At 74.6% G+C, this 23,736-nt stretch carries 16 protein-coding genes; 4 read left to right on the plus strand and 12 right to left on the minus strand.

The window, feature by feature from the left end; all coding sequences use genetic code 11:
- Nucleotides 1-29 precede the first annotated feature (29 nt).
- The 4 genes from ACWEFJ_RS02630 to ACWEFJ_RS02645 are packed head-to-tail and all read left to right on the plus strand — an operon-like array spanning nucleotide 30 to nucleotide 4,710.
- Nucleotides 30-1,211 (plus strand): NAD(P)/FAD-dependent oxidoreductase, encoded by a 1,182-nt coding sequence (locus tag ACWEFJ_RS02630; RefSeq protein WP_378087252.1) that lies wholly within the window; start codon nucleotides 30-32, stop codon nucleotides 1,209-1,211.
- A 25-nt stretch (nucleotides 1,212-1,236) separates the two neighbouring features.
- Nucleotides 1,237-2,505 (plus strand): lysine N(6)-hydroxylase/L-ornithine N(5)-oxygenase family protein, encoded by a 1,269-nt coding sequence (locus ACWEFJ_RS02635; RefSeq protein ID WP_449712695.1) that lies wholly within the window; start codon nucleotides 1,237-1,239, stop codon nucleotides 2,503-2,505.
- Between the two features lie 10 nt (nucleotides 2,506-2,515).
- Nucleotides 2,516-3,175 (plus strand): FMN-binding negative transcriptional regulator, encoded by a 660-nt coding sequence (locus ACWEFJ_RS02640; protein ID WP_378087256.1) that lies wholly within the window; start codon nucleotides 2,516-2,518, stop codon nucleotides 3,173-3,175.
- The gene (locus ACWEFJ_RS02645) at nucleotides 3,172-4,710 is read left to right on the plus strand and encodes an AMP-binding protein (RefSeq protein ID WP_378087258.1); all 1,539 of its coding nucleotides are present in this window, start codon (nucleotides 3,172-3,174) and stop codon (nucleotides 4,708-4,710) included. Before ACWEFJ_RS02640 ends, ACWEFJ_RS02645 begins: the two co-directional genes overlap by 4 nt.
- Before the next feature lie 57 nt (nucleotides 4,711-4,767).
- Here the strand turns inward: ACWEFJ_RS02645 and ACWEFJ_RS02650 are convergent, their stop codons facing one another.
- Genes ACWEFJ_RS02650 through ACWEFJ_RS02705 form a run of 12 tightly spaced genes read right to left on the minus strand, consistent with a single transcriptional unit; the run spans nucleotide 4,768 to nucleotide 23,732 of the window.
- On the minus strand, nucleotides 4,768-6,051 hold the full coding sequence (locus tag ACWEFJ_RS02650; protein ID WP_378087260.1) for an MFS transporter: 1,284 nt from the start codon (nucleotides 6,049-6,051) through the stop codon (nucleotides 4,768-4,770).
- Entirely contained in the window at nucleotides 6,051-8,000 is a 1,950-nt protein-coding gene (locus tag ACWEFJ_RS02655; protein ID WP_378087262.1) for a carbamoyltransferase C-terminal domain-containing protein, read from the minus strand. Before ACWEFJ_RS02655 ends, ACWEFJ_RS02650 begins: the two co-directional genes overlap by 1 nt.
- Nucleotides 7,982-8,770, minus strand: a complete 789-nt coding sequence (locus ACWEFJ_RS02660; protein WP_449712696.1) for a thioesterase II family protein — start codon at nucleotides 8,768-8,770, stop codon at nucleotides 7,982-7,984. Before ACWEFJ_RS02660 ends, ACWEFJ_RS02655 begins: the two co-directional genes overlap by 19 nt.
- Nucleotides 8,745-10,031: a cytochrome P450 gene (locus ACWEFJ_RS02665; RefSeq protein ID WP_378087266.1), complete on the minus strand. Its 1,287-nt coding sequence runs from the start codon at nucleotides 10,029-10,031 to the stop codon at nucleotides 8,745-8,747. Before ACWEFJ_RS02665 ends, ACWEFJ_RS02660 begins: the two co-directional genes overlap by 26 nt.
- Nucleotides 10,028-11,722, minus strand: coding sequence for an amino acid adenylation domain-containing protein (locus tag ACWEFJ_RS02670; protein ID WP_449712697.1), 1,695 nt, complete (start codon nucleotides 11,720-11,722; stop codon nucleotides 10,028-10,030). Before ACWEFJ_RS02670 ends, ACWEFJ_RS02665 begins: the two co-directional genes overlap by 4 nt.
- 28 nt (nucleotides 11,723-11,750) lie before the next feature.
- The gene (locus ACWEFJ_RS02675; protein WP_449712698.1) at nucleotides 11,751-12,434 is read right to left on the minus strand and encodes a hypothetical protein; all 684 of its coding nucleotides are present in this window, start codon (nucleotides 12,432-12,434) and stop codon (nucleotides 11,751-11,753) included.
- Complete coding sequence (locus ACWEFJ_RS02680; RefSeq protein WP_378087271.1) at nucleotides 12,434-13,333, minus strand: GHMP family kinase ATP-binding protein; 900 nt, start codon at nucleotides 13,331-13,333, stop codon at nucleotides 12,434-12,436. The genes ACWEFJ_RS02675 and ACWEFJ_RS02680 overlap by 1 nt, the downstream gene beginning before the upstream one ends.
- Nucleotides 13,330-18,693 (minus strand): amino acid adenylation domain-containing protein, encoded by a 5,364-nt coding sequence (locus ACWEFJ_RS02685; protein ID WP_449712699.1) that lies wholly within the window; start codon nucleotides 18,691-18,693, stop codon nucleotides 13,330-13,332. Before ACWEFJ_RS02685 ends, ACWEFJ_RS02680 begins: the two co-directional genes overlap by 4 nt.
- Nucleotides 18,690-19,730, minus strand: a complete 1,041-nt coding sequence (locus ACWEFJ_RS02690; protein ID WP_378087275.1) for a GntG family PLP-dependent aldolase — start codon at nucleotides 19,728-19,730, stop codon at nucleotides 18,690-18,692. Before ACWEFJ_RS02690 ends, ACWEFJ_RS02685 begins: the two co-directional genes overlap by 4 nt.
- A complete protein-coding gene (locus tag ACWEFJ_RS02695; protein ID WP_449712700.1) occupies nucleotides 19,727-22,003 on the minus strand; it encodes a pyridoxal-phosphate dependent enzyme in 2,277 nt (758 codons plus the stop codon). Before ACWEFJ_RS02695 ends, ACWEFJ_RS02690 begins: the two co-directional genes overlap by 4 nt.
- A 26-nt stretch (nucleotides 22,004-22,029) precedes the next feature.
- Entirely contained in the window at nucleotides 22,030-23,490 is a 1,461-nt protein-coding gene (locus ACWEFJ_RS02700; RefSeq protein ID WP_378087279.1) for an argininosuccinate lyase, read from the minus strand.
- Nucleotides 23,487-23,732, minus strand: coding sequence for an MbtH family protein (locus ACWEFJ_RS02705; RefSeq protein ID WP_378087281.1), 246 nt, complete (start codon nucleotides 23,730-23,732; stop codon nucleotides 23,487-23,489). The genes ACWEFJ_RS02700 and ACWEFJ_RS02705 overlap by 4 nt, the downstream gene beginning before the upstream one ends.
- Nucleotides 23,733-23,736 lie beyond the last annotated feature (4 nt).

Here is a 23,736-nt window from a genome sequence, read left to right on the forward strand (position 1 = left end):
GGCCGGTCGGGCGGTCGAGGGGGGCGGGCATGCACGACGCCGTGGTGGTGGGCGCCCGGGTCGCGGGCGCGGCCACCGCCCTCCTGCTCGCGCGCCGCGGCTACCGGGTCCTGCTGCTCGACCGCGCCAGGTTCCCCTCCGACACGATGTCCACGCTCTACATCCAGCAGCCCGGCGTGGCCAGGCTGGCCCGGTGGGGTGTGCTGGACGCGATCGCCTCCTCGGGCGCGCCGCGGTTGGACACGGTCACCTACACGGTCGGCGACGTGCGACTGCACGGCCGCGCGCCCGCGTTCGAGGGCGTCGACACGGCTTACGGCCCCCGCCGCCACGTGCTGGACCAGGTGCTGGTCGACGCGGCCGTGGCGGCGGGCGCGGAGTTCTCCGACGGCTCGTCGGTGCGGGGGCTGCTGAGCGACGGCGACGCGGTGACGGGCGTGCGGTTCCGCGCGCCCTCGGGCGCCGAGGTCGCCGCGCCCGCGCACCTGGTCGTCGGCGCGGACGGGATGCGCTCGCGGGTGGCCGAGCTGGTCGCGGCCCCCGTCGAGGTCGAGGACCCGCGCCTGAGCTGCGTGTACTACTCGCTGTGGACCGGGCTCGACACCGGCTTCGGGTTCCACGAGCGCACCGGGCGCTGGGTCGCCACCATCCCCACGCACGACGGCGCGACCGTCCTCGCCACCTACTTCCCGCAGGACCGGTTCGACGAGGTCCGCGCCGACCCGCGCGCCGCGCACCTGGACGCCCTGGCCACCACGGCGGGCGAGGTGTTCGGGCAGCTGGCGGGCGGCGAGCAGGTCGGCAGGCTGGTCGGCACGGGCGACCAGCGCAACTTCTTCCGCCGGGCGGCGGGTCGCGGCTGGGCGCTGGTGGGCGACGCGGGCCACCACCGGGACACGATCACGGCGCAGGGCATCTCGAACGCCTTCCTCCAGGCGGAGCTGCTGACCGACGCGCTCGGCGACGGTTTGCGCGACCCCGGCGCGAGGGCCGCCGGGCTGCGCGCCTGGGCCGCGCGGCGTGACGACGAGCTGGTCGAGAGCTACCACGGCACCTTGGGGCTCGCGCGGCTGGAGGTCACCGACGCCCGCCTGGCGATGCTGCGCGCGATCGCCGCGGACCCCGAGCTGACCTCGGGTTACTTCGCCGTCGTCGCCGGGATCATGCCGATGGAGGACCTCCTGACCGAGGAGCTGCTCGACTCAATCTGACGCGCCACTGGGGAGGCGGAGCGATTTGGCTGCGGTACCGCGCGGGATCACCACGGCTGCCGACGTCGTCGGCGTGGGGTTCGGACCGTCGAACCTGGCGCTCGCGGTGGCGCTGGAGGAGGTCGGCACGCTGACGGCCGGCTTCTTCGAGCGCCAGCCGCGGTTCGGCTGGCACCGGGGGATGCTGCTCGACGGGGCGACGATGCAGGTGTCCTTCCTCAAGGACCTGGTGTCCATGCGCAACCCCGCGAGCAGGCACAGCTTCGTGGCCTACCTGCACGCCCGGGGCAGGCTGCCGGGGTTCATCAACAGCAAGACGCTCTACCCGCTGCGGATCGAGTTCCACGACTACCTGGAGTGGGTGGCCGGGCACTTCGCCGACGCCGTCGCCTACGGCAGCGAGGTGGTCGGCATCGAACCGGTCGCCGAGGACGGCGCGGTCGAGCACCTGGACGTGCTGGTGCGCCGGGACGGCCTGGTCACGACCCACCGCGCCCGCAACGTGGTGATCGCCACCGGCCTGGTGCCGGTGCTGCCGCCCGGCGTGCGCGACTCGGCCCGCGTCTGGCACAGCGGCGAGCTGCTGCACCGGGTGGAGGCGCTGGGGGCGCTGGAGCCGCGCCGGGTGGCCGTGATCGGGGCGGGCCAGAGCGCCGCCGAGGTCACCGACCACCTGCACCGCGCGCTGCCCGGCGCGGAGGTGCTCGCGGTGTTCTCCCGGTACGGCTACAGCGTGGCCGACGACAGCCCGTTCGCCAACGCGGTGTTCGACCCGGAAGCGGTCGACCTGTTCTTCGACGCGCCGCCCAACACCCGGGCCCAGCTGCTGGCGTACCACGCGAACACGAACTACTCGGTGGTGGACGCCGACCTGTCCGCGCACCTGTACCGGACGCGCTACCGGGAGCAGGTGCTGGGCACGTCGCGGTTGCGGATCGTCAACGCCTCCCGGTTGCACGACCTGGTCGAGACCGACGACGGGGTGACGCTGCGGGTCGAGCACCTGCCCACCGGCGCCGTGTCCGCGCTCGACGTGGACGCCGTGGTGTGCGCGACGGGCTACCGGCCCGCGGACCCGACGCCGATGCTGCGCGGCCTGGCCAAGCTCGACGCGACGGGCCGGCCGGTGCTGGACCGGGACTACCGGGTCGTGACCTCGGACTCCGTGCACTGCGGCATCTACCTCCAAGGCGCGGTCGCCGAGCCGTCGCACGGGCTGTCCGCGGGCCTGCTGTCGACCACGGCCGTGCGGGCCGGGGAGATCGTCCGGTCGATCGTCGGCCAGGGACGGTGAGGGGGTCGCCATGTACGTGCCACCGCTGTACCGAGCCACCCACGACGAGTGGCCGCGCGCGATCGTGCGGGACTACCCGCTGGCCACGCTGGTCACCAACGGGCCGCGCACCCCGCTGGCCACGCACCTGCCCGTCGTCCGGCCGCCCGACGCGCCGCAGGACGGCGACCTGGTCGGCGCCACGCTGTGGGGCCACCTCAACCGGGCGAACGGGCACTGGCGCGCGCTGGCCGACCGCCCGGCCGCGGTGCTGATCTTCACCGGGCCGAACTCCTACATCACGCCGACCACCTACCGCACCTCGCCGGCCGCCCCGACCTGGGACTTCGTCTCCGTGCACCTGCACGGCCGGGTGGAGCCGCTGGACAGCCGGGAGGAGTCGCTGGACGTGGTGAAGCGGACGGCGGAGGTGTTCGAGGCCGCGTTCGGCGACGGGTGGGTGGCCGAGTCGTCGCACGAGTACTTCGGCCGGATCGTCGGCGGCGTGGGTGCGTTCCGGTTCCACGTCGAGTCGGTGGACTCGATGTTCAAGCTCAGCCAGGAGAAGCCCCCCGAGGTGCAGGCCCGGATCATGGCGAGCCTGGGCGAGGCCGGCCGGGGCACGGCGCTGGAGCTGTGCCGGATCATGCGGCTGCACGGGCTGGGGCGTGACGAAGTGGAGGGCACATGACCGCTGCGACACCGACCCTGTGGGGCGGCCCGGCGCGACCGCCGTGCCTGCTCGACTCCCTGGTGCGGGCGGCCCGCGAGCACCCGGAGCGGGTCGCCGTGGTCGACGGCGACCGCTCGTTCACCTACGCCCGGCTGCACGGGTGGGTCGGCGAGGTCGTCGCCCTGCTGCACGAGCGGGGCGTGCGCCCCGGCGACCGGGTCGCGGTGGCGGGCGCCCGCAGCGCCGAGGTCGTGACCGCGTTCCTGGCGGTGGCCGCGGTCGGCGCCACCTACGTGCCGCTGGACGCGGAGTACCCGGAGCGCAGGTTGACCCACATGCTGGCCGACAGCGGCGCGTCGCTGCTGCTGCACGCCGGCGCGCGGCCCGCGTTCGACTCGCCCGCCGTGCCGGTGGCCGTGCCCCCGCCCGGTCCCGGCGCGGCCTACGACGTGGTGGCGTGCTCGCCCGACCTGCCGGTGTACGTGATCTACACGTCCGGCTCGACGGGCTGGCCGAAGGGCGTCGCCCTCCCGCACAGCTGCCTGGACGGCATGGCCGAGTGGCAGCGCACCCACTCGCCGCGGCCGGACCTGCGCACCGCCCAGTTCGCGCCGCTGAACTTCGACGTGTCGTTCCAGGAGGTGCTGGGCACGCTGTGCGGCGGCGGCACGCTGGTGATCGTGCCCGAGGAGCTGCGGCAGGACCCGTTCGAGCTGCTGGACTGGCTCGCCGAGCACCGGGTGGAGCGGCTGTTCCTGCCCAACGTGGCGCTGACCATGCTGGCCGTGGCGGCGTCCGCCGAGGACTCCCTGGACCACCTGGCGCTGGTCGAGGTCAACACGGCGGGCGAGCAGCTGGTGTGCACGCCCGCGATCCGCGAGCTGTTCGAGCGGCTGCCGGGGTGCCGGCTGACCAACCACTACGGGCAGAGCGAGTCGGCGATGGTCAGCTCGCACGTGCTGACCGGGCCGCCCTCGTCGTGGCCCGCGCTGCCGCCGATCGGCGTGCCGCTGCCGGGCTGCGAGCTGCTGCTCGACCCGACCGACCCGGACGTGCCGGACGTGGGCGAGCTGCTGGTGGCGGGCCTGCCGGTGGCGCTGGGCTACCTGAACCAGCCCGAGCTGAACGAGCGCCGTTACGTGGAGGTGCCGCGGACCCCGCACGGCCACACGCGGGCGTTCCGCACCGGCGACCTGGTGCGGTTCGCGGACGGGGTGGCGTGGTTCCTCAGCCGCCTGGACCACGACGTGAAGATCCGCGGCTACCGGGTGAACCCGCTGGAGGTGGACGCCTGGCTGCTGGAGCAGCCGGGGGTCGCGGCGGCGGTGTGCGTCGTGGTGGAGGCGGGCGAGGGCGCGCGCAGCCTGCGCGCCGCCGTCACCGCGAAGGCGGGCGCCGAGCTGGACGTGCCGGGCCTGCTCAAGGCCCTTGAGGGCGTGCTGCCCGAGCACGCCGTGCCGCAGTCGGTCGCCGTGCTGCCCGCGCTGCCGCGCACCCCGAGCGGGAAGGTCGACCGCGAGGCGGTGTCCGCGGCGCTCGCCGCGATGCTCTGAAGTGCGACGGCGAGGAGGGCCGCCCCGCGCGGGGTGGCCCTCCTGGTCGTCGCCCGGTCAGCCGGCGGGCTGCTCGGTCGGGATCTCCTTGACCGAGCGGATGCGGGTGCAGGCGATGTAGGCGCCGGAGCTGAGGATGCCGATCGAGCCGATGACGAGCGCGGTGGTGGCGCTGAGCACGTTGCCGACCACGCCGCCGAGCAGCGCGCCGAGCGGGCAGACGCCCATCACGATCATCCGGATCGAGGCGTTCATCCGGCCCTGCAGGGCGTCGGGCGTGACCGCGGACCGGTAACTGCGCTGGTTGACGTTGTAGACGATGACCATCACCGCGTCCACGAAGTGCATGACGATGATCAGCACCACCGCCGCGGGCTTGGGCACCAGCGTGGCCACGGGCACCAGCAGGGACGCGCCGCCCGCCAGCCACTGCGTGACGACCAGCAGCGTGCCCAGCGGCAGCTTGCGCGACACCCAGCCGGAGATCACCGCGCCCACCACGCCGCCGACGCCGGACGAGGACAGGATGAGGCCGATGTAGATCGGCTCCAGCGCGAGCGTGCGGGTGATGAAGATCAGGAACACCGGCTCGATGAAGAACGTGAACAGGTTGAACAGCAGCGCGGTGACGGCGAGCGTGCGCACGATCGGGTTGCCGAAGACGAACCGCAGGCCCTCCCCCACCTCCCGCCAGAAGTCCGGCTTGCGGGCGTCGGGCTGCTCCTCGTCGTCCTCGTCCTCGGGCTCGGCGTGCGGATCGACCTTGATGCGCTGCGTGAACACCGCCGACAGCGCGTAGGCCGCGGTGTTGAACAGCAGCGCGAACGGCGCGGTGAGCACCTGCACCAGCGCGCCGCCCACCGCCTCGCCCGCCATGCGGGAGGCGTTGTTGCTGATCTCCAGCTTGCCGTTGCCGTCGACCAGGTCGCGCCGGCCGACCACGCTGGGCAGGAAGGAGGCGCTGCCGATGTCGGCCACCACCGTGCCCACGCCGATCAGCACCGCGATGACCAGCAGGAACGGCATGCTGAGCAGGTCGAGCACGGCGGCCAGCGGCACGAGGAGCAGCAGCACGCCCCGCCCGAGGTCCGCCGCGATGATCACCGGGCGCTTGGGCAACCGGTCCAACCACACGCCCGCGAACAGGCTCACCACGAGGTAGGGCAGGAACGACACCGCCGACAGCACGCCCATCTCCAGCACGCTGGCGTCCAGGGTGAGCGCGGCGAGCAACGGGATCACACCGGCGGTGATCTCCGCCGCGAACAACGACAGCGTCTGCCCGAACCACAGGTTGCGGAAATTCGCCTGCCGGAACAAACTGCCGGGCTGGCCATTCATCACGTGTGCCTTCCGGAGGGAAACCGGACGCCGGGTCCCTGGTCGCGTCGGAACTCGTCCACCCAGAATTGGAACGCCGGGTCGACCGATCCAACATACTCGGCCAACCCATTCAGGTCCTCGGCGCCGTCCGGTTCCGGTTCGGTCCCCAATTGGGGCATCTGCGTCATCAGGTACATGGCGGCCTCGGTGTAGCCGGCGGCCACCCACTTGTGCCACGCGGCGTCGCGATCGGATTCCTGCCCGGCGAACAACCGCTCGTCGCGGGTGCGCGGCGGCAGGGACGCCGCCGCGGCGTCGACGCGCAGCGCGATCCGCCTGCCCAGGACGTACGCCACGGCGATGCCCTTGCGCAGGCAGAACGTCAGCGCCTCGGCGGCGGTGTCCACGATCGGCTCGCCGCGGTCGTTGAGGGAGGTGTTGCACAGCACCGGCACGCCGGTCGCGTCGTGGAACGCGCGCAGCGCCCGGTGCAGCAGCGGGTTGTCGGCGGCGGTCACGGTCTGGTGCCGGGCCGAGCCGTCGAGGTGCAGGATCGCGGGGACCAGGTCGCGCACCTCCGGCCGCACGGCGACCGCTTCGAGCATGAACGGCGACGGGCGGTCCGTGGCGAACCACTCGCCCGCGTGCTCGGCCAGCACGACCGGCGCGACGGGCCGCCACCACTGGCGCTGCTTGTGCTCGTTGAGCAGTTGCTTGGTCTTCGCCGACCGCGGGTCGCCGAGGAGGCTGCGGTGGCACAGGGCGCGCGGCCCGATCTCGGCGGCGCCGTCCACCCACGCCACCGGCGCCCTCGCCACGTCGAGCACGAACCGGTCGGGCGAGAAGTCGTCCACCTCCTCGACCCACGGCGCGAACTCGGCCAGCGCCTCGTCCAGGTCGGTGACCTCGGCGCCGTGGTAGGCGGTGCCCAGCCGGTGCCGCGCGGTGTCGAACGCGCCGCCGGCGTAGAAGCCGAGCAGGCCCAGGCCGTAGGACTGGCCCGAGTCGTTGGCGCACGGCGGGGTGAGCAGGCCGCGGAAGCCGAACCGGTCGAGCAGGGCGGTGTTGGTCGGGCAGTTGAGCGCGTAGCCGCCGCTCATGGACAGGTACGCGGTCGAGGGGTCCACCCCGGTCAGGTCGAGCAGGCTGCGCACGTTGCGCACGGCGACCAGCTCGCACGCCCGCTGCACGACCTTCATCACCGCGCTCTGGAGGTTCTCCTCCTCGGTGAAGTCCGGGTCGGGTTCCCGGCGCGCCAACTGCCCGCGGGCGGCCGCGACGATCGACTCCACGAACGGGACGGCCTCGGACACCGGGTGCACCCGGCCGCCGCGGAGGTCCAGCGCGGTCACGCGCTCGACGTCGAACTCGATGTCGACGGTCGAGGCGGAGGCCAGCGCCATCAGCGTGCCCGGCTCCTTGCCGAACAGCTGCTCGGCCGCCGAGTACAGCGGGGCGGGCGAGTCGACCGGCGCGTAGGTGATCCGGCCCCGCCGCGACACCGCGCCCGCGTACCAGTAGGGCTTGGCGTCGCGCTCCAGCACGAAGTCCGGCGCGGCGTCCACGGCCATCGCCACGATGGTGCCCTCGGCGAAGACGTCGCTGTCCATCAGCAGCCCGCTGAACAGGTGGGCCAGCGAGTGCACGGCGTAGTCCTCGGTGCCCGGCGGCAGGGGCACGTCCCGCGCGGCGGGCAGGCCCGGCGTGCCCCAGGTGGCGCCGACGTCGGCGAGGGTCAGGCCCTCCGCGGCGAGCAGTTCGGTCAGCACGGCCTCGGCGCGTTCGGGGGTGTAGAGCGGCCAGTAGTGGTGCTTCTGCCCGCTGAACCGCTCCAGCTCCCACAGGCGGACCAGCTCGACGGCGGTCGCGGTGCGCCGCCAGAGGCTGATGTTCTGGTCGTGCCGGGGTCGGAGCACGGCGTGCTCGCCCGGCGGGGTCAGGTAACAGCTCAGGACGTACTCGGCCACGCTCGTCCCCCTGGTTGTGCGGCGAGTGCCTCGGTCATCGTCCGGTCGAGTTCGGTCACCAGGTGGTCGGGCGCGGACAGGAACGCGTGGTGGCCCCCGGCCAGCACGGGCGCGGAGAACCGGCCGTCCGGCGCGTACTCGCGCCAACCGCCCATCTGCTCGGGCCGGATCTCGACGTCGTCGGCCCACCCGACGGCGCACACCGCGCTCGACAGGGTCATCGGCTCGTCCAGCCGGTAGCGCTGGTTCGCGCCGATGTCGGCGCGCAGCACGCCGAGCCCCAGGTCGATCATGTCGGGGTCCGGGTCGCCGCCCATCGCGCGGGTCAGGCCGGCCAGCTCGGCGCCCAGCTCGGCGTCGGTCATGGACAGGAACCGCCCGTACGGCCCGTCGTGCGGGGCCACCTGGGAGGACATGAACAGCACGGTGGGCGCCGGTCCGCCCGTCTCGTGCAGCCGCACGGCGGTGGCGAACGCCGCGAGCGCGCCGCCGCAGTGCCCGAAGAACGCGAACGGCCGGTCCAGGTACGGCAGCAGCGGCGGCACGGCGGCCTCGGCGAGGTCGGTGTAGCCACCGTAGTGCGGCTCGCGGATGCGGTTCTCCCGGCCGGGTGGCTGCACCGCGCAGACCTCCATCGATCCGACCCGCGCCGGCCACCGGGCGTACATCGACGCGCCCAGCCCGGAGTAGGGGAAGACGAACAGGCGGGCGGCGGCGTCCGGGTCGGGCCGCCGCAGCAACCACCTACCTCGACGCGGCGGGGACGACATCGGATCCTCCCTCCAGCTCGGCCGCGGCGCCGGGCCGCAGGACGGCGCGCACCGGCATGCTCCGGATGCCCGCCACGAAGTTGGACCTCAGGTGCGCCACCGGGCCGGCGGGCTCGAACCGCTCGACCAGCCGCACCAGCTCGCCGAACAGCAGGCGCAGGGCGATGCGCGCGAGCGGCGCCCCGATGCAGTAGTGCGGGCCGAACCCGAACGCCACGTGGCGGTTGGGCGTGCGGGCGACGTCGAACCGGTAGGGGTCGGCGAAGACCCGCTCGTCGCGGTTGGCCGAACCCAGCCAGGCCACGACCGCCTCGCCCGCCCGGATCGGCTGCCCGCTCAGCTCCGTGTCGACCACGGCGTAACGCATGAAGTGGTTCGCGGGCGACGCCCAGCGCAGCCCCTCCTCCACCGCGAGGGACGTCTGGTCGCGGTCGCCGGTGAGCCGCGCGTACTCGTCGGGGTGCTCGGCGAACGCCTGCACGGTCGCGGCCACGGCGTGCGGTGTGGTGACGTTGGCGCCCAGCAGCAGGCTGTAGCAGTTGTAGACCAGCTCGTCGGCGCGCATCCCGCGACCGCCGAGGTCCATCGCCTTGAGGAACCCGATCAGGTCGTCGCGCTCGCCGCGGCCCTGGACCTGCTCGGCGAAGTACTCGAACAGCTCGTGGTGGGCGGCGACCAGCGAGCCGTGCCCGGCCTCCGCTCCGAACGACGGGTCCTCCGGCGCGACGGCCATCGTGGTGAGCCGGGCCAGCTCCGGCCAGTCCGCCTCGGGCAGGCCCATCAGCGCGCCGGTGAACTCCATCGGGAAACCCGTGCCGGCCTGCGCCACGTCCCACGGCTCGCCACCCGCCAGCGGGGCGATCATCCGCCGCACCACGGCGAGCACCGAGGGGTGACGGGACCGCAGGGCGGCGAACGACAGCGCCTTGGCCATCGGCTCGCGCATGGCGGTGTGCACGGGCGGGTCGCTGGCGGCCATCATCTTGTTCGCCGCCGGGTCGACGCCGCCGAGGATGGACAGCAGCGTGCCGCGCCTGGAGGTGAACCTGGTGTGGTCGCGCAGCACGGCGCTGACGTCGGCGTGCCGCGTCACGGACGCGAACCCGCGCCCGTCCGGCAGCACCTGGCGGTGCACGGGCGCGCGCTCACGCATGGCGTGCCACACCACGTGCGGGTCGCCGTCGGAGTAGGTGGCGGCGTCGAACAGGTCCACCGCGTCGAGGTCGACCGCCTCGTGGCCGGTCGGTGCGCTCAGCCTCATCGGGGTTCCCCCGCCGCGTCCAGGTGCTCGGCCAGCTCGGCGATCGTGGGGTTCTCGTAGAACGTGCGGGCGCGGACGAACGTGCCGCGCTCGTTGGCGATCTCCGTGGTGATCACCGTCGCGAGCAGCGAGTGGCCGCCCAGCTCGAAGAAGTCGTCGTCCACGCCGACCTCGTCGACCTCCAGCACATCGGCCCACAGCCGGGCCAGCCACTGCTCCAGCTCGCCGTCCGGAGCGCGGTAGTCGGTGTCGAGGTCGGGCCGCGCGCGCACCGGTGTGGCGGCCAGGGCCGCGCGGTCCACCTTGCCGTTGGGGGTCAGCGGCAGCGCGGGCAGCCGGCTGAACGTCGCGGGCACCATGTACCGGGGCAGCGCGGCGGCGAGCGTGCGCCGCAGCTCGGCGACGGAGACCAGGCCCTCGGTGGTGTAGAAGGCGGCCAGCCGCTTGCCGCCCGACCGGTCGGGCTGCGCCACCACCGCGGCGTCGGCCACGTCCGGGTGCGCGGTGAGGGCGGCCTCCACCTCGCCGGGCTCCACCCGGAACCCGCGCAGCTTGACCTGCGCGTCGGCGCGGCCGACGAACTCGTACGAGCCGTCGGGCAGCCGGCGGGCGAGGTCCCCGGTGCGGTACATGCGCCCGCCCGGTGTCGCCGGGTCCGGCAGGAACCGCTCGGCGGTCAGCGCGGGCCGGTCGAGGTAACCGTGCGCCAGGCCCTCGCCCGCCGCGTACAGCTCGCCGACCTCGCCGTCCGGCACCGGCCGCAGGTCGGCGTCGAGCAGGTGCACCGCGCCGCCGCGGATCGGCGTGCCGATCGGCACGGTCGCCGTGGTGAGCCCGCCGCGGACGGGGTGGCAGCAGGTGAAGGTGGTGTTCTCGGTCGGACCGTAGCCGTTGACCAGGACGGTGTCCGGCAGCAGCGCCACCGCCTTGTCCACGTGGGACGGTGACAGCACGTCGCCGCCGGCGATGAGCTGCCGCACGCCCTTGAGGTCCGCCGGGGCGGTGTCGACGACCTGGTGGAACAGACCGGCGGTCAGCCACGCGACGGTGACGCCCTCGGCGCGCACGACCTCCGCGACCTCCGCGGGCGACAGGTCGCCCGGCGGCGCCACGGCCAGGCGGGCGCCGTTGAGCAGGGCGCCCCACACCTCCAGCGTGGAGGCGTCGAACGCGATCGGGGCGTGCTGGAGGACCACGTCGTCCGCGGTGAACGTGGCGAAGTCGGGCTCGTGCACGAGCCGGGCCACGGCGCGGTGGGGCACGCACACGCCCTTCGGCGTGCCGGTGGACCCGGAGGTGTAGGCGATGTAGGCCAGGTCCTCCGCGCCGACCTCGACGTCCCGGCCGCGCGGTCCGTCGACCAGGACGTCGTCCTCGGTCAGCACGACGGACGCCCCCGCGTCGGCGAGCACGGCGGCCCGCCGCTCCGGCGGGTCGTTCGGGTCCAGCGCCAGGTAGCACGCCCCGGCGCGGAGGATGCCCAGCAACGCGACGGCGAGCAGCGGCGACCGCGCCAGGTGGACGGCCACCACGTGCCCGCGCCGGACACCGCGCCCGCCCAGCGCGTGGGCCAGGCGGGCGGACGCCTCGTCCAGCTCCGCGTAGGACAGCCGCTGCCCGGACCCGCTCACGGCGGTCCGCCGCGGCACGGCCGCGACCTGGCGCGCGAACAACGCAGGGATCGTCCGCATGTCACACCCCCTCGGTCTCGTCCCCATGTCAGGCCCCTCCGGCGTCGAGCGCGGTCCACCGGGCGGTCGAGGTGGCGACCAGGTCGCCGTCCGGCCCGTACACGCTGGTCAGGTTCACCGCGGTCCGCCCCCACCGCTCCTCCCGGCGCGCGACGACGACGTGCGGCGCGCCGGGCCGCGGCGGCCGGACCACCTCCGCGGTCATCCGGGTCAGCACCATCGGGTCCGCGCGCGGGTCGGCGGTCCAGCCGCCGGGGCAGTCCAGCACGCCCCACAACACCTCGGTCGACGCCTCCTCGGGCACCCACCCGCACGCCACCACGCCGTCGCGCCCGGCCACCGGGCCCGGTGCGAGCCGCAGCCCGTCCTCCCGGTCGTGGCCGCACACGAAGCAGGTCGGGAACGGGTGGTCGCGGTGGCCCAGGTAGCCCTCGGAGGCGCGCCGCGCCTCGTCCGGCGACACCGGCTCCACCACCGGGACGGGTTTCCGCGCCCCGCTCACCGTGGCGATGAGCCGGTCGCCCAGCCACAGGTGCGACCGGCGCGCGCCCGCCTCCAGCCGCATCGGCGTGTCCAACGGCGGCGGCGCGATCAGGGTGACCACGGCGTGCCCGGCGGCGGGCGGGGCGAGCCCGGCCAGCAGCCCGCACGCGTACCCGCCCTGGCCGGAGTCGGGCGGCCCGTTGAAGCGGGCCGGGATGGTGACCTCCATCAGGCACCCACCCTCTGCGGCGCGCAGGTCGACTCGACGCACAGCGACGTGTGCAACGACACCGTCCCGGACAGGCCGCGGCACTGCTCGACCACGAAACGCACCTTGTCCTCGCGGGCCGGGTCGTGGTCGGCGATGAGGACGCCGATCACCGTCCCGCTGTGCGCGATCACCAGGCCGAGCGCGTCCACCTCCGCGCCGATGCGCCGCAGCGACGCCAGCAGCGGGCGCGGCCGGACCTTCGTGCTCAGCTCGGCGCTGCGGGTGGAGACGGCGCCGACCGCGGCCAGGTCGTGCCCGCGCACCGCCGCGGTCAGCGCGTCCAGCAGCTCGGCGTACTCCGCCCGGTCCCGCGCGGAGTACGGCTTGGGCACCCGGTTGTGCCGCACGGTGTCCACCTGGCCGCCCTCGTCGACCCCGACGATGGTCAGCACCGGCAGGCAGCCCAGGCGTTCCCGCAGCCGCACCTCGCGGTGGTAGAACGCCACGATCCCGTCGTGCATGACCCCGTCCGTGGGCTCGATGTGCCGCAGGAACCCCTCGATCGCCACGGCGTCGAGCGGCTGCTCCAGCGCGGCGGCCACGGCCCGCGCGGTCGCCACCAGGTCGGCGGAGGAGCTGGCGAGGCCCTTGCCCTCGGGGAGCCTGCCCGCGAGTTCGAGCACGCCGCCGCCGCGGTGGCCGCCGGTGGCGAGCATCCGCTCCACCAGCAGCCGTGACTTGTCCTTGTTCGGCGGGGTCACGACCACCGGGTCGTGCTCGCCGGTCAGCTCGAACCGCGCCGACGAGTACTCGGTGATCGGCAGCGTGACCAGGAAGTCGCGCTCCTCCTCGGGCAGCACGCCCTGGAGCAGTTCGCCGAACGTGCCGAAGGCGCGGCCGTGGCCGATGCGGGTCACGCGCGGCCTCCCCCGTCGAGGTCGAGCAGCGCCGCGACCGCCGCCGCGTGCGGTGGCCGCACGAGCGAGAAGTGGTCGGCGGGCAGGTCGTGCACGGTGAAACGGCCGGTGACGTGCCGTGCCCAGTGCCCCGCGCTGTCGTGCTCGCGGTTCTCCTCGCCCTGCACGAACACCGCGTCGCCGCCGTGGCGGCCCGGCCGGTGCCGGGCGTGGGCGCGCACGTTGGCCTCGAACACGGCGAGCAGCGCGTCCGCGTCCCGGCCGTGGTCGTCGCCGAGTTCCCGGCGCAGCTGCTCGGCCAGGTCCGCGCCGTCCGCGTCGTCGGGGTCGTACTGGCCCGGGTAGGACGGGTCGACCATGGTCAGCGAGGCGACGCGGTCCGGCGCGCGGACCGCCATCTCGTGCGCCACCACCGCGCCGAACGACCAGCCGGCCAGGTGGTGCCGGGGCAGGTCGCGCAGCAGGTCGAGGTAGGCGGCGGCGGTCTCCCCGACGCTCGCGGCGGGCCGGGCCGCGGCCGACACCCCGTGCACCGGGTGGCGCGGGTCGATCGCCTCGACCAGCGCCCGGTAGGCGAGCAAAGTGCCGCCCGCCGGGTGCACCAGCACCACGGGCGTGCCGTCGAGCCCGGGGCGCAGCAGGTGCAGCCGGGGCCGGTCGTCCACGCCCGCGCCGCCGTCGGTGAGCCGGGCCGCGATCGAGCGGACCGTGCCGCCGTCGAGCAGCTCGGTCACCGGCAGCGCCCGGCCGAACCGCTTGCGCACCGCGGTGAGCAGCCGCAGGGCCTTGAGCGAGTGGCCGCCCAGCTCGCCGAACGTGTCCAGCACGCCCACGTCCTCGACGCCGAGCACGTCGCGCCACAGCTCCAGCAGCACGCGTTCGGCCTCGGTCGCGGGCTCGACGGCGGACGGCCGGTCCCGTCGCACCTCGACGGCGGCCAGTGCCTTGCGGTCCACCTTGCCGTGGGGCGACAGCGGGATCGCGTCCACCGACTGCCACAGCTGCGGCACCATGTGCTCGGGCAGTCGGTCCAGCAGGAAGGCCCGCAGCGCCGCCGGGTCCGCGTCGCCGACGAAGAACGCGGCCAGCGCGCCGTCCCGGGCCACGACCGCGCACTCGCGCACGCCGTCGTGCCCGCCCAGCACCGCCTCCACCTCGGCCGGCTCGACCCGGAACCCGCGCACCTTGACCTGGTCGTCCGCCCGGCCCAGGTACTCCAGCTCGCCGCCCGGCAGGCGCCGGGCCAGGTCGCCGGTGCGGTACAGGCCGTCGACGAACCGCTCGGCGGTCAGGTCGGGCCGGCCCACGTACCCGTCGGCGAGGCCGACGCCGCCGATGTGCAGCTCGCCGGTCACGCCGAGCGGCACGGGCCTGCGGCGCGCGTCCAGCACGTGCAGGCGGACGTTGGCGATGGGCCGCCCGATCGGCACGACCGCGCGCCCGTCGTCGCGGCACCGCCAGTGGCTGACGTCCACCGCGGCCTCCGTCGGCCCGTACAGGTTGACCAGCTCGGCCGGGTGGGTGGCGAAGAACCGCTGCTGGAGGTCGTGCGGCAGCGCCTCGCCGCTGGCGAACACCCGCCGCAGCGACGTGCACGCGGGCACGCCGTCGTCGTCCAGGAACGCCCGCAGCATCGACGGCACGAAGTGCAGCACCGTCACCCCGGCCTCGCGGACGAGTCGGGTCAGGTAGGCGGGGTCGCGGTGCCCGTCCGGCCGGGCGACGACCAGGCACGCGCCGGTCATCAGCGGCCAGAAGAACTCCCACACCGACACGTCGAACGAGTACGGCGTCTTCTGCAGCACGCGGTCGTCCGGCCCGATCGGGTACTCGTCCTGCATCCACAGCAGCCGGTTGGCGATGGCGCGGTGCGAGACCACGACGCCCTTGGGCCGGCCGGTCGAGCCGGACGTGAAGATCAGGTACGCCGGGTCGTCCGGTGTCACCGCCGTCTCCGGCGGGGTGTCCGGCTGGTCGGCGGGGACGTCCAGGCGGTGCGCGCCGGGCAGGTCCCCATCGGCCAGCAGCACCACCGGCCGCGCCTGGTCGACCATCTCGCGGATGCGCGCCGGCGGGTTGTCCGGGTCCAGGGGCAGGTACGCCCCGCCCGCGCGCACGACCGCGTGCAGCGCGACGACCAGCTCCACCGACCTCGCGGCGCTCACGCCGACGAACGTGCCGGGGCCGACGCCGAGCGCGACCAGCCGGTGCGCGAGGCGGTTGGCGCGTGCCTCGAACTCGCGGTAGGTCAGCACGGTGTCCTCGAAGCGCACGGCCGGCGCGTCCGGTTCGCCGCGGGTGAGGGCGTGCAGCAGGTGCGGCCGGTCGTAGTGCCGGTCGGTGTCGTTCCACGCGGCGAGCTGCGCCCGTTCCCGCTCCGGCCGCAGCTCCGCGTCGACGTGCGACCCGTCCGGGTCCGCGACGAGCGCGCGCAGCGCGGCCAGGTAGTAGTCGCGCGCCCGCTCGACCTGCCCGGTGTCGAGCCGGGTCCGGTCGTGCCGCAGGCCGATGGCGATCTCGCCGGTCTCGGCGTCGCGGAAGAACTCGGCGCCGAACGGGAAGTTGGTCGGCACCACGCTGTCCTCGTCCAGCAGCTCCAGCACGTCGCCGGACGGCTGGTCGCGCGAGACGTGGAAGTGCGTGTAGTTGAAGAACGTCTCGAACAGCGGCTCGCCGCCGTGCGCGCGTTGCAGCTCGGCCAGCGGGAACCGGCGGTGGGGCTGGATCGCCAGGTCCGTCCCGGCGACCTGCCTCACCAGGTCGGCCCACGTGCCGTCGGCCAACCTCAACCGGAACGGCACGGTGTTGAGGAACAGGCCCAGGACGCGGTCGCCGTCGGTCTGCTCGCCGCGGCCGTGGTAGACCACGCCGGTCACCACGTCGTCCCGCCCCGACAGCAGCGACATCACGCGCAGGTGGGCGGCCAGCAGCACCACGCGCACCGACACCTTGAGCCGGTTGGCCAGCGCCAGCAGCCCCTCGCCGACCTCGGCGGGCACGGTGAACTCCGCCATGGCCATGTCCGGCTCGGCCGTGGCGGGGCCGCCCAGCGGCAGGGCGCCCGCCGTGACGTCGTCGAGCAGGTCGGTCCAGAACGCGCGGTGGGCGTCGTCGGCGAGCGCGGCGCGTTCGAGGGCGACGAACTCGCGGAAGCGGGCACGGGGCGGCGGCGGCACCTCGCGGTCGTGGCCGAGCGCCCGGACGTAGAGGGTGAGCAGCTCGGCGAACAGCGACCGGCCGCTCCAGCCGTCCATGATCGCGTGGTGCTCGACGATCCACAGCTGCGCCTCGTCGTCGGCGCGGCGCTGGACGTGGAAGCGGATCAGCGGCGGGCGGGTCCAGTCGAACGGCCTGGCCCGCTCGGCGCGGAACCGCGCGGCCACGGCCGCCTCCACGTCGACCGCGCCGCGCAGGTCCTCGAACGTGAGCGGGGTGGGCACGTCGGCGTGCACGAGCTGCACCGGCTCGGTGAACCCGGCCACCGCGAACGACGTGCGCAGCACCTCGTGCCGGGCGAGCAGGGCCGTCACGGCCTCGCGCCACGCGGCCTCGGAGTGCTCCGCCCGCAGGTGGTAGGTGGCGACGTTGTGGTAGAGCTGCTCGGAGTCGGCCGACTCGCTGTGGTAGAGCATCCCCGCCTGCAACGCCGACAGCGGGTAGGCGTCGACCACGTCGTCGCCGATCAGCTCCCGGTCGGCGGGCGTGAGCAGGTCCAGGCGGCCGTCCTCGGCGGTGTCGCCCGACTCGACCAGCGTGGTGCGCGGCGCGAGTTCGCGGATCGTCTGGTGCAGCACGAGGTCGGTGACCTTGATGCCGAGGCCGTGCTCGCGGGCCCGGGCCAGCAGCTGCACGCTGCGGATCGAGTCGCCGCCGAGCTCGAAGTAGTTGTCGTCGATGCCGACCGGATCGCGCCCGAGCACCTGCGCCCAGATGCCCGCCAGCACGGCCTCCACCGCGTTGGTCGGCGCGGCGTACGGCGCCGGCTCGTCCCAGTCGTCCACTTCGGACTGCCGCGGGCGGCCGGCGGCCGGGGCGAGCGGCCGGTCCGGGTCGGCGGCCACCTCCTCCAGCAGCCGGGCGTAGCGCTCGGCGAACCGGCCCACCTGCTCGGCGGTGAACAGGTCCGACCGGTACTCGAAGTTCGCGCCCGCGCCGCGCCCGCGGTCGGTGACCTCCAGGGTGAGCGGGAACTTCGCCGTGCCCGAGTCGAGCAGGAACGGCGTGAAGCCGACCCCGGCGGCCGTGCGGGCGCCGTCCCCCGGCTCGAAGAAGGTGAACAGCACCTGGAAGACCGGGTGGCGGTCGCCCGCGCGCGGCGGCTTCACCTCCTCCACCACCAGCTCGAACGGCACGTCCTGGTTGGCGAAGGCGTCCAGCGCGGTGTCGCGCACGCGGTGGAGCACATCGCGGAACGTCGGGTCGTCGTCCAGCCGGACGCGCACCGCGAGCGTGTTGACCAGGAAGCCGACCGTGCCCGCGAACTCGGGCCGGGCGCGGTTGGCCGACACCGTGCCGACGATGACGTCGTCCACGCCGGACAGCTCGCGCAGCAGCACCTGGAAGGCCGCCAACCCCACCATGAACAGCGTCGCCCCGGTCTCGGCGGCCAGCTCCCGCAGCCGCTCCACCGCGCCGGTCGGCAGGTCGAACGGCAGGTCCGCGCCCGAGGGCGGGCCGCCCGCGCCCTCGCCGGGCAGCTCCAGCACGGGCAGCGGGTGCGCCAGCACGGCGCGCCAGTGCGCGAGCTGCGCCGCCGCGGCGGGCCCGGCCAGCCACTCGTCCTGCCAGCCGGAGTAGTCGGCGTACTGGAACTCGGGCTCGGGCAGGTCGGGCTCGCGGCCCGAGGCGTGCGCCGCGTAGCCCTCGACCACCTCGTGGAACACGAGGTCGGCCGACCAGCCGTCGCACACGATGTGGTGCATGGTCAGCACCAGCACCGCTTCGGTCCTGCCCGGGCGCAGCAGCGCGACCCGGAACAGCGGCCCGCGCTCCAGGTCGAACGGCCGCGCCGCCTCACGGGCCACCCGGTCGTCGGCCCAGCCGGGGCCGTCGACCGCACCCGGCCGCGCCACCGTGAACTCGGGCTCCGCCACCGGGTCCACCACCTGCGCCAGCTCACCGTCGACGAGCGCGAAGCGGGTGCGCAGCGCCTCGTGCCGGGCGACCACGTCGGCGACGGAACGGCGCAGCGCGGCCTCGTCCACGTCACCGGTCAGCCGGTAGCACAGCGGCACGTGGTAGGTCGGCGCGTCGCCGACCACCTGCTGCACGAAGAACATCTGGTACTGCGCCCGCGACGCCGGGAACACGTAGACGCCCGCCGTCGAACCCGGGTCGGCGCTCATCCGGTCGGTGCTCATCCGCGCGGCCCTCGCTCCACCACGGCGCGGACCACCGCCACCGCCCGGTCCACGTCGGCCTCCGTCACGCCGGAGTGCGTGACGGCGCGGATGCGCCCGTGGCCCAGCTCGCCCACGGCCAGGCCCTCGGCCGCGGCGGCGGCCACGAACGCCTGCCAGCTGAACCCGTGCACGCGGAACATCACGATGTTGGTCTGCACCTGCGCGGGGTCCACTTCGACGCCGTCCACACCGGCCAGCCCCTCGGCGAGCCGGCGGGCGTTGGCGTGGTCCTCGGCGAGCCGGTGGGCGTTGGTGATGGCGAGGATGCCCGCCGCCGCGATCACCCCGGCCTGGCGCATCCCCCCACCCAGCAGCTTGCGCAGCCGCCGCACCGCGGTGATGAACTCCGCCGGGCCGGCGACGATCGAGCCGATGGGCGCGCCCAGGCCCTTGGACAGGCAGAACTGCACGGAGTCGACGTGCTCGGCGATGCGCGCGACCGGCACGCCCGACGCCACGGCGGCGTTGAACACCCGCGCGCCGTCCAGGTGCACGGCGACCCCGCGCTCGTCGGCGAACCGCCGCACCTCCGCCAGGTAGCCCGGTGGCAGCACCTTGCCGCCCGCCCGGTTGTGCGTGTCCTCCAGGCAGATCAGCGCGGGGAGCGCGAACTGCGGGTCGTCCGGGTCGTCGGGGAAACCGCGGGCCAGGTCGTCCAGGGCCAGCGTGCCGTCGGCGGCGGTGCGGACCGGCTCGTAGACCACCCCGCCCACCACGGCCGCGCCGCCGGCCTGGTAGATGTGGATGTCGGACTCGTCGCCCACGAGCACCTTCGCGCCGCGCGGGGCGTGCGCCATGATCGCGGTGAGGTTCGCCATGGTGCCGCTGGGCGTGAGGCACGCCGCCTGCTTGCCGAGCGTGGCGGCGGCCAGCTCCTCCAGCTCGCGCACGGTCGGGTCCTCGCCGTACACGTCGTCGCCCAGCGGCGCGGCGACCATCGCCTTGAGCATGTCCGGGGTGGGCAGGGTGAAGGTGTCGCTGCGCAGCTCGATCACTGGTCGCCCTCCGACTCGATGCGGGTGTCGATCCGGCCGAGCGCGGCGGTGAGCGCGGCGTCGACCTCCTCCGGGCTCGCGGCGCGGGCGATGACGTAGCCCAGGCGGTCGTAGGCGTTGGCGGGCGGGCGCACGGTCGCGCCGACCCGGGCGGTGACGGTCACCTCGACCACCCCGGGCACGGCGCGGGCGGCGGCCACCCCGTCGACCCCGCGCAGCACGCCGTGCTCCGGCGCGAGCAGGAACGCGATGCCCGCGTGCCCGGTGTCCCCCGCGGCCAGCTCCGGTGGCAGGCCGGCGCCCACGCGCAACTGCTGCTCCAGCAGCTGCACCCCGGTGGCCAGGCGGATCAGCTCGGGGATCATGCCGCCGGCGAGCCTCGGGTTCACCTCCACCACGGCCGGGCCGCGCTCGGTCAGCACGACCTCGGTGTGCGTGGCCCCCAGCGTCATCCCGGCCGCCTCGACCGCCCGCCGGGCGGCGTCGGCGAGCGCGTCGGCGTCCGCGGGGTCGAGCGGCGCGGGGAAGAGGTGCCGGTGCTCCACGAAGTGCGGCCCGCCGGTGACGGACTTGCGCGTGACGCCGACCAGGTGCGACTCGCCCGCCCAGCCGAACAGCTCCACGCTGAACTCCGGGCCGCGCGCGTACTGCTCGACCAGCACGCGGCGGGCGGTCGGCAGGCCGCGGACGTTCTCCCGCACCGCCAGCACGCGTTCGGCCGCCACGGCGACCTGCGCGGTGTCGTGGCACAGCACCACGAGGTTGGAGCCGGAGTCGTCCACGGGCTTCACCACGCACGGCAACCCGACCCCGGCGACCGCCGCGGCCACGGCGTCCGCCGTCACCGGCTCGTCCAGCACCGCGAACCGGGGCTGCGGCACACCCTCCTCGGCCAGGCGGCGGCGCAGCAGCGACTTGTCGCGGCACGTGCGCACCGCGTCCACCGGGTTGCGCGGCAGGCCCAGCCAGGCGGCGAGGTCGGCCACGGCGGGGGCGTAGAAGTCGCTGGTGCTCACCACCCCGGCCACCTCCTCGCGCCGGAACCGGTCCTGCACGGCGGTGCGCAGCGCGCTCGGCGAGTTCGTGTCGCACACCAGCACCTCGGCTCCGGTGGCGGCCAGCCCCGCGTACCGCTCGGGCTTGCCGGTCAGCAGCACCGGCCGCAGGCCCAGGCCGGCGGTGAGGTCCAGCGCGAGCATCCCCGTGCCGGTGGTGTTGGCCTCCACGAACACCAGGTGCCGGTCGAAGTCCCGGCCGCTCTTGTTCACCGACCGGGACCACCGGTCGACCTCGGTGCCGTAGTCGACCTGCTCGGGCGCGTCGGCCACGGCCAGGTCGGCCAGCCCGGACGAGGCCCAGTACTCGTCGCTGTAGACGGTGTCGGCGTAGCGGTCGCCGCGGTCGGGGAAGATGCCCACGATGCGGGTGCCCGGCTCGGCGCGCGACGCCACGTCGGTGAGCACCCGGTAGACCGAGCCGGACGTGTTGCCCGCGAAGATCTGCTGCTCGGCCGCCAGCGCCCGGGTCGCCGCGAACGCCTCGTGGTCGTTCAGCCAGTGCACCTCGTCGACCAGGGTGCGGTCGAGGTTCTTGGGCAGCAGGCTGTTGCCCAGGCCGCTCTGCCGCCGGCGCGGCTCGTCGGGCTGGTCGAACAGGGCGCTGCCGACGCAGTCCACGCCCACCACGTGCAGGTCCGGCAGGCTCTCCCGCAGGGCGCGCGACGTGCCGCACAGCGAGCCGCCGCTGCCGACGGACCCGACCAGCACGTCGACCGAGCCGAGGTCGTCCAGCACCTCGCGGGCCAGCTTGCGGTAGGCGCCGGGGTTGTCGGGGTTGCTGTACTGCTGCGGCCAGAACGCGCCGGGCAGGTCGGCCATCAACCGCTCCAACGCCTCCAGGCGCGCGCTCTGCCAGCCGTGCGAGGTCATCGCCTCCACGACGTGCACCCGGCACCCGAGGGCGCGCAGCTTCGCGAGCGTCATCCGGTCGATGCGCGGGTCGGTGACGATGTGCACCGGGTGGCCGAGGGCGGTGCCGACCAGCGCCACGCCGAGCGCCATCGTGCCCGACGAACTCTCCACGATGTGCGCGCCGTCGGCGAGCGCGCCGACCCGCTTGGCCTCCAGCACGATGTTCGCGGCCACGCGGTCCTTCATGCCGAACAGGTTCTGGAGCTCCAGCTTGGCGTAGACCTCGACCCCCTCGGCCGCGGGCACGCGCAGGCGCACCAGCGGCGTGTGGCCGATCGCGTCGGTGATGTCGTCGAAGATCATTCTCGGCTGCTCCCCCGGTTCCGCCGCTACCCGATGTCCCGCGCGCGGTCGAGCCTGGCGCGCCGTGCCGCCCACTCCCCCTCCAGCGCGGCGTGCTCCACGGCCTGCGCGTCGAGTTCGGCCGCGACGGCGTCCGGGTGCGCGGACCCGGCGGTCGGCGTGGCCCGCAGGCTGCGGTCGGTGTCGAACGCCTCGGCCAGCAACCCGCCCGGCTCGGCCACGACGTACCCGGCCTCGGTCGCGATGCGGGTCAGCAGCGCCGCGTCGGGCTCGGTCGGCGGCAGGCCCGCGTCGAGCGCCGCCACCACGTACCGGCCGGCCAGCACCTGGGCCTGCCGCCACGGCACGCCCGCGTGCAGGGTCAGCGAGGTGGCCAGCGCGAAACCGCCCAGGTACTCCCGCTCGCACGCCGCGCGCATCCGGTCGGCCCTGAACTCCAACCGCCGGAGCACGGCGGTCAGCAGCCGCACCACGGACCGGGCCGTGTCGAGCGCGTCGTACAGCTGGGCGCCGGCCTCCTTGGACACCTCGACCAGGTTCGTGTACGGCGTGCCGCGCTGCCCCAGCACGGCGTCCACGTGGCACGAGGTGAGGTGCGCGGTGCGACCCCGGATGCGTTCCAGCACCGGGAAGTTCTTCTTCTGCGGCATCGCCGAGGAGATCCCGCTCAGCTCGTCGGGCAGGTCGACGAAGCCGAACCCGGCGCCGGCCCACGTGATCAGGTCGGTGGCGAACCGGCTCGTGGCCACGCCGAACAGGGACAGCTCGGCGGTGATCTCGGCGGCCCACGCCCGGGACGCCACGTCGGTGAGCGCGTTGCGCCCGGCCCCGGCGAACCCGAGCAGGCGCGCCATCCGGTCGCGGTCCCACGGCAGGTTCTGGCCGGTCATCGCGCCCGCGCCGAGCGGGCAGGCGTCGATGCCGTCGTAGGTGGCCAGCAGCCGGCGGCCGGTGTGCAGCAGGCGGCCGGACTGCGCGGCCAGGTAGAAGCCGGGCGTCATCACCTGCGCCGCCTGGTAGTGGGTGTGCCCCGGCATCGGGCTGGTCAGGTTCGCCGCGGCCAGGTCGTGCGCCGCGGTGGTGAGCCCGAGCAACCCCTCGCCCAGGTCGACCAGGCGTTCGCGGGCGAACATCAGCTGCGCGCACGCCTGGAGGTCGTTGCGGCTGCGGTCCACGTGCCAGTGCGGCACGGGCCGGGACAGCCGGGCCTCGACGTGCCGCTCGACGGCGAAGGCGACGTCGGACAGGTTCACCCGCGGGTCGGCGGTCAGCGTGTCCGGGCCGATCCCGGCGAGCAGCGCGTCCACGTCGTCCGCCTGCGCGGGCGTGAGCACCCCCATCCGCCGGTACTCGGCCACGAGCACCCGTTCGACCGCCACGTAGTGCGGCAGCAGGTGGCGGACCTCCCGCTCGAACTGCGGGCGCAGCACCTCGTCGTGGAGCAGGTCGGCCGGGTTCGCGGCCAGCCGACCGGTCAGCGCCGTCACGCCACGCCCTGGGACATCTTCCGCCGCAGGCTCAACGGGCGCATGTCCGTCCAGACCTCGGCGATGTGGGCCAAACACGCGTCCTTCGTGCCGGTGACCCCCTCGGCGCGCCACCCCGCCGGGACCTCCCGGTCGGCGGGCCACACCGAGTACTGCTCCTCGTCGTTCACCACGACCGCGTAGGCGCGGGTGTCCTCGTCCTCGCGATCGGCCATGCCGTCCACCCCTTCCTCCGTCGTCATCCGG

The organism is Actinosynnema sp. NPDC004786 (genome assembly GCF_053601135.1).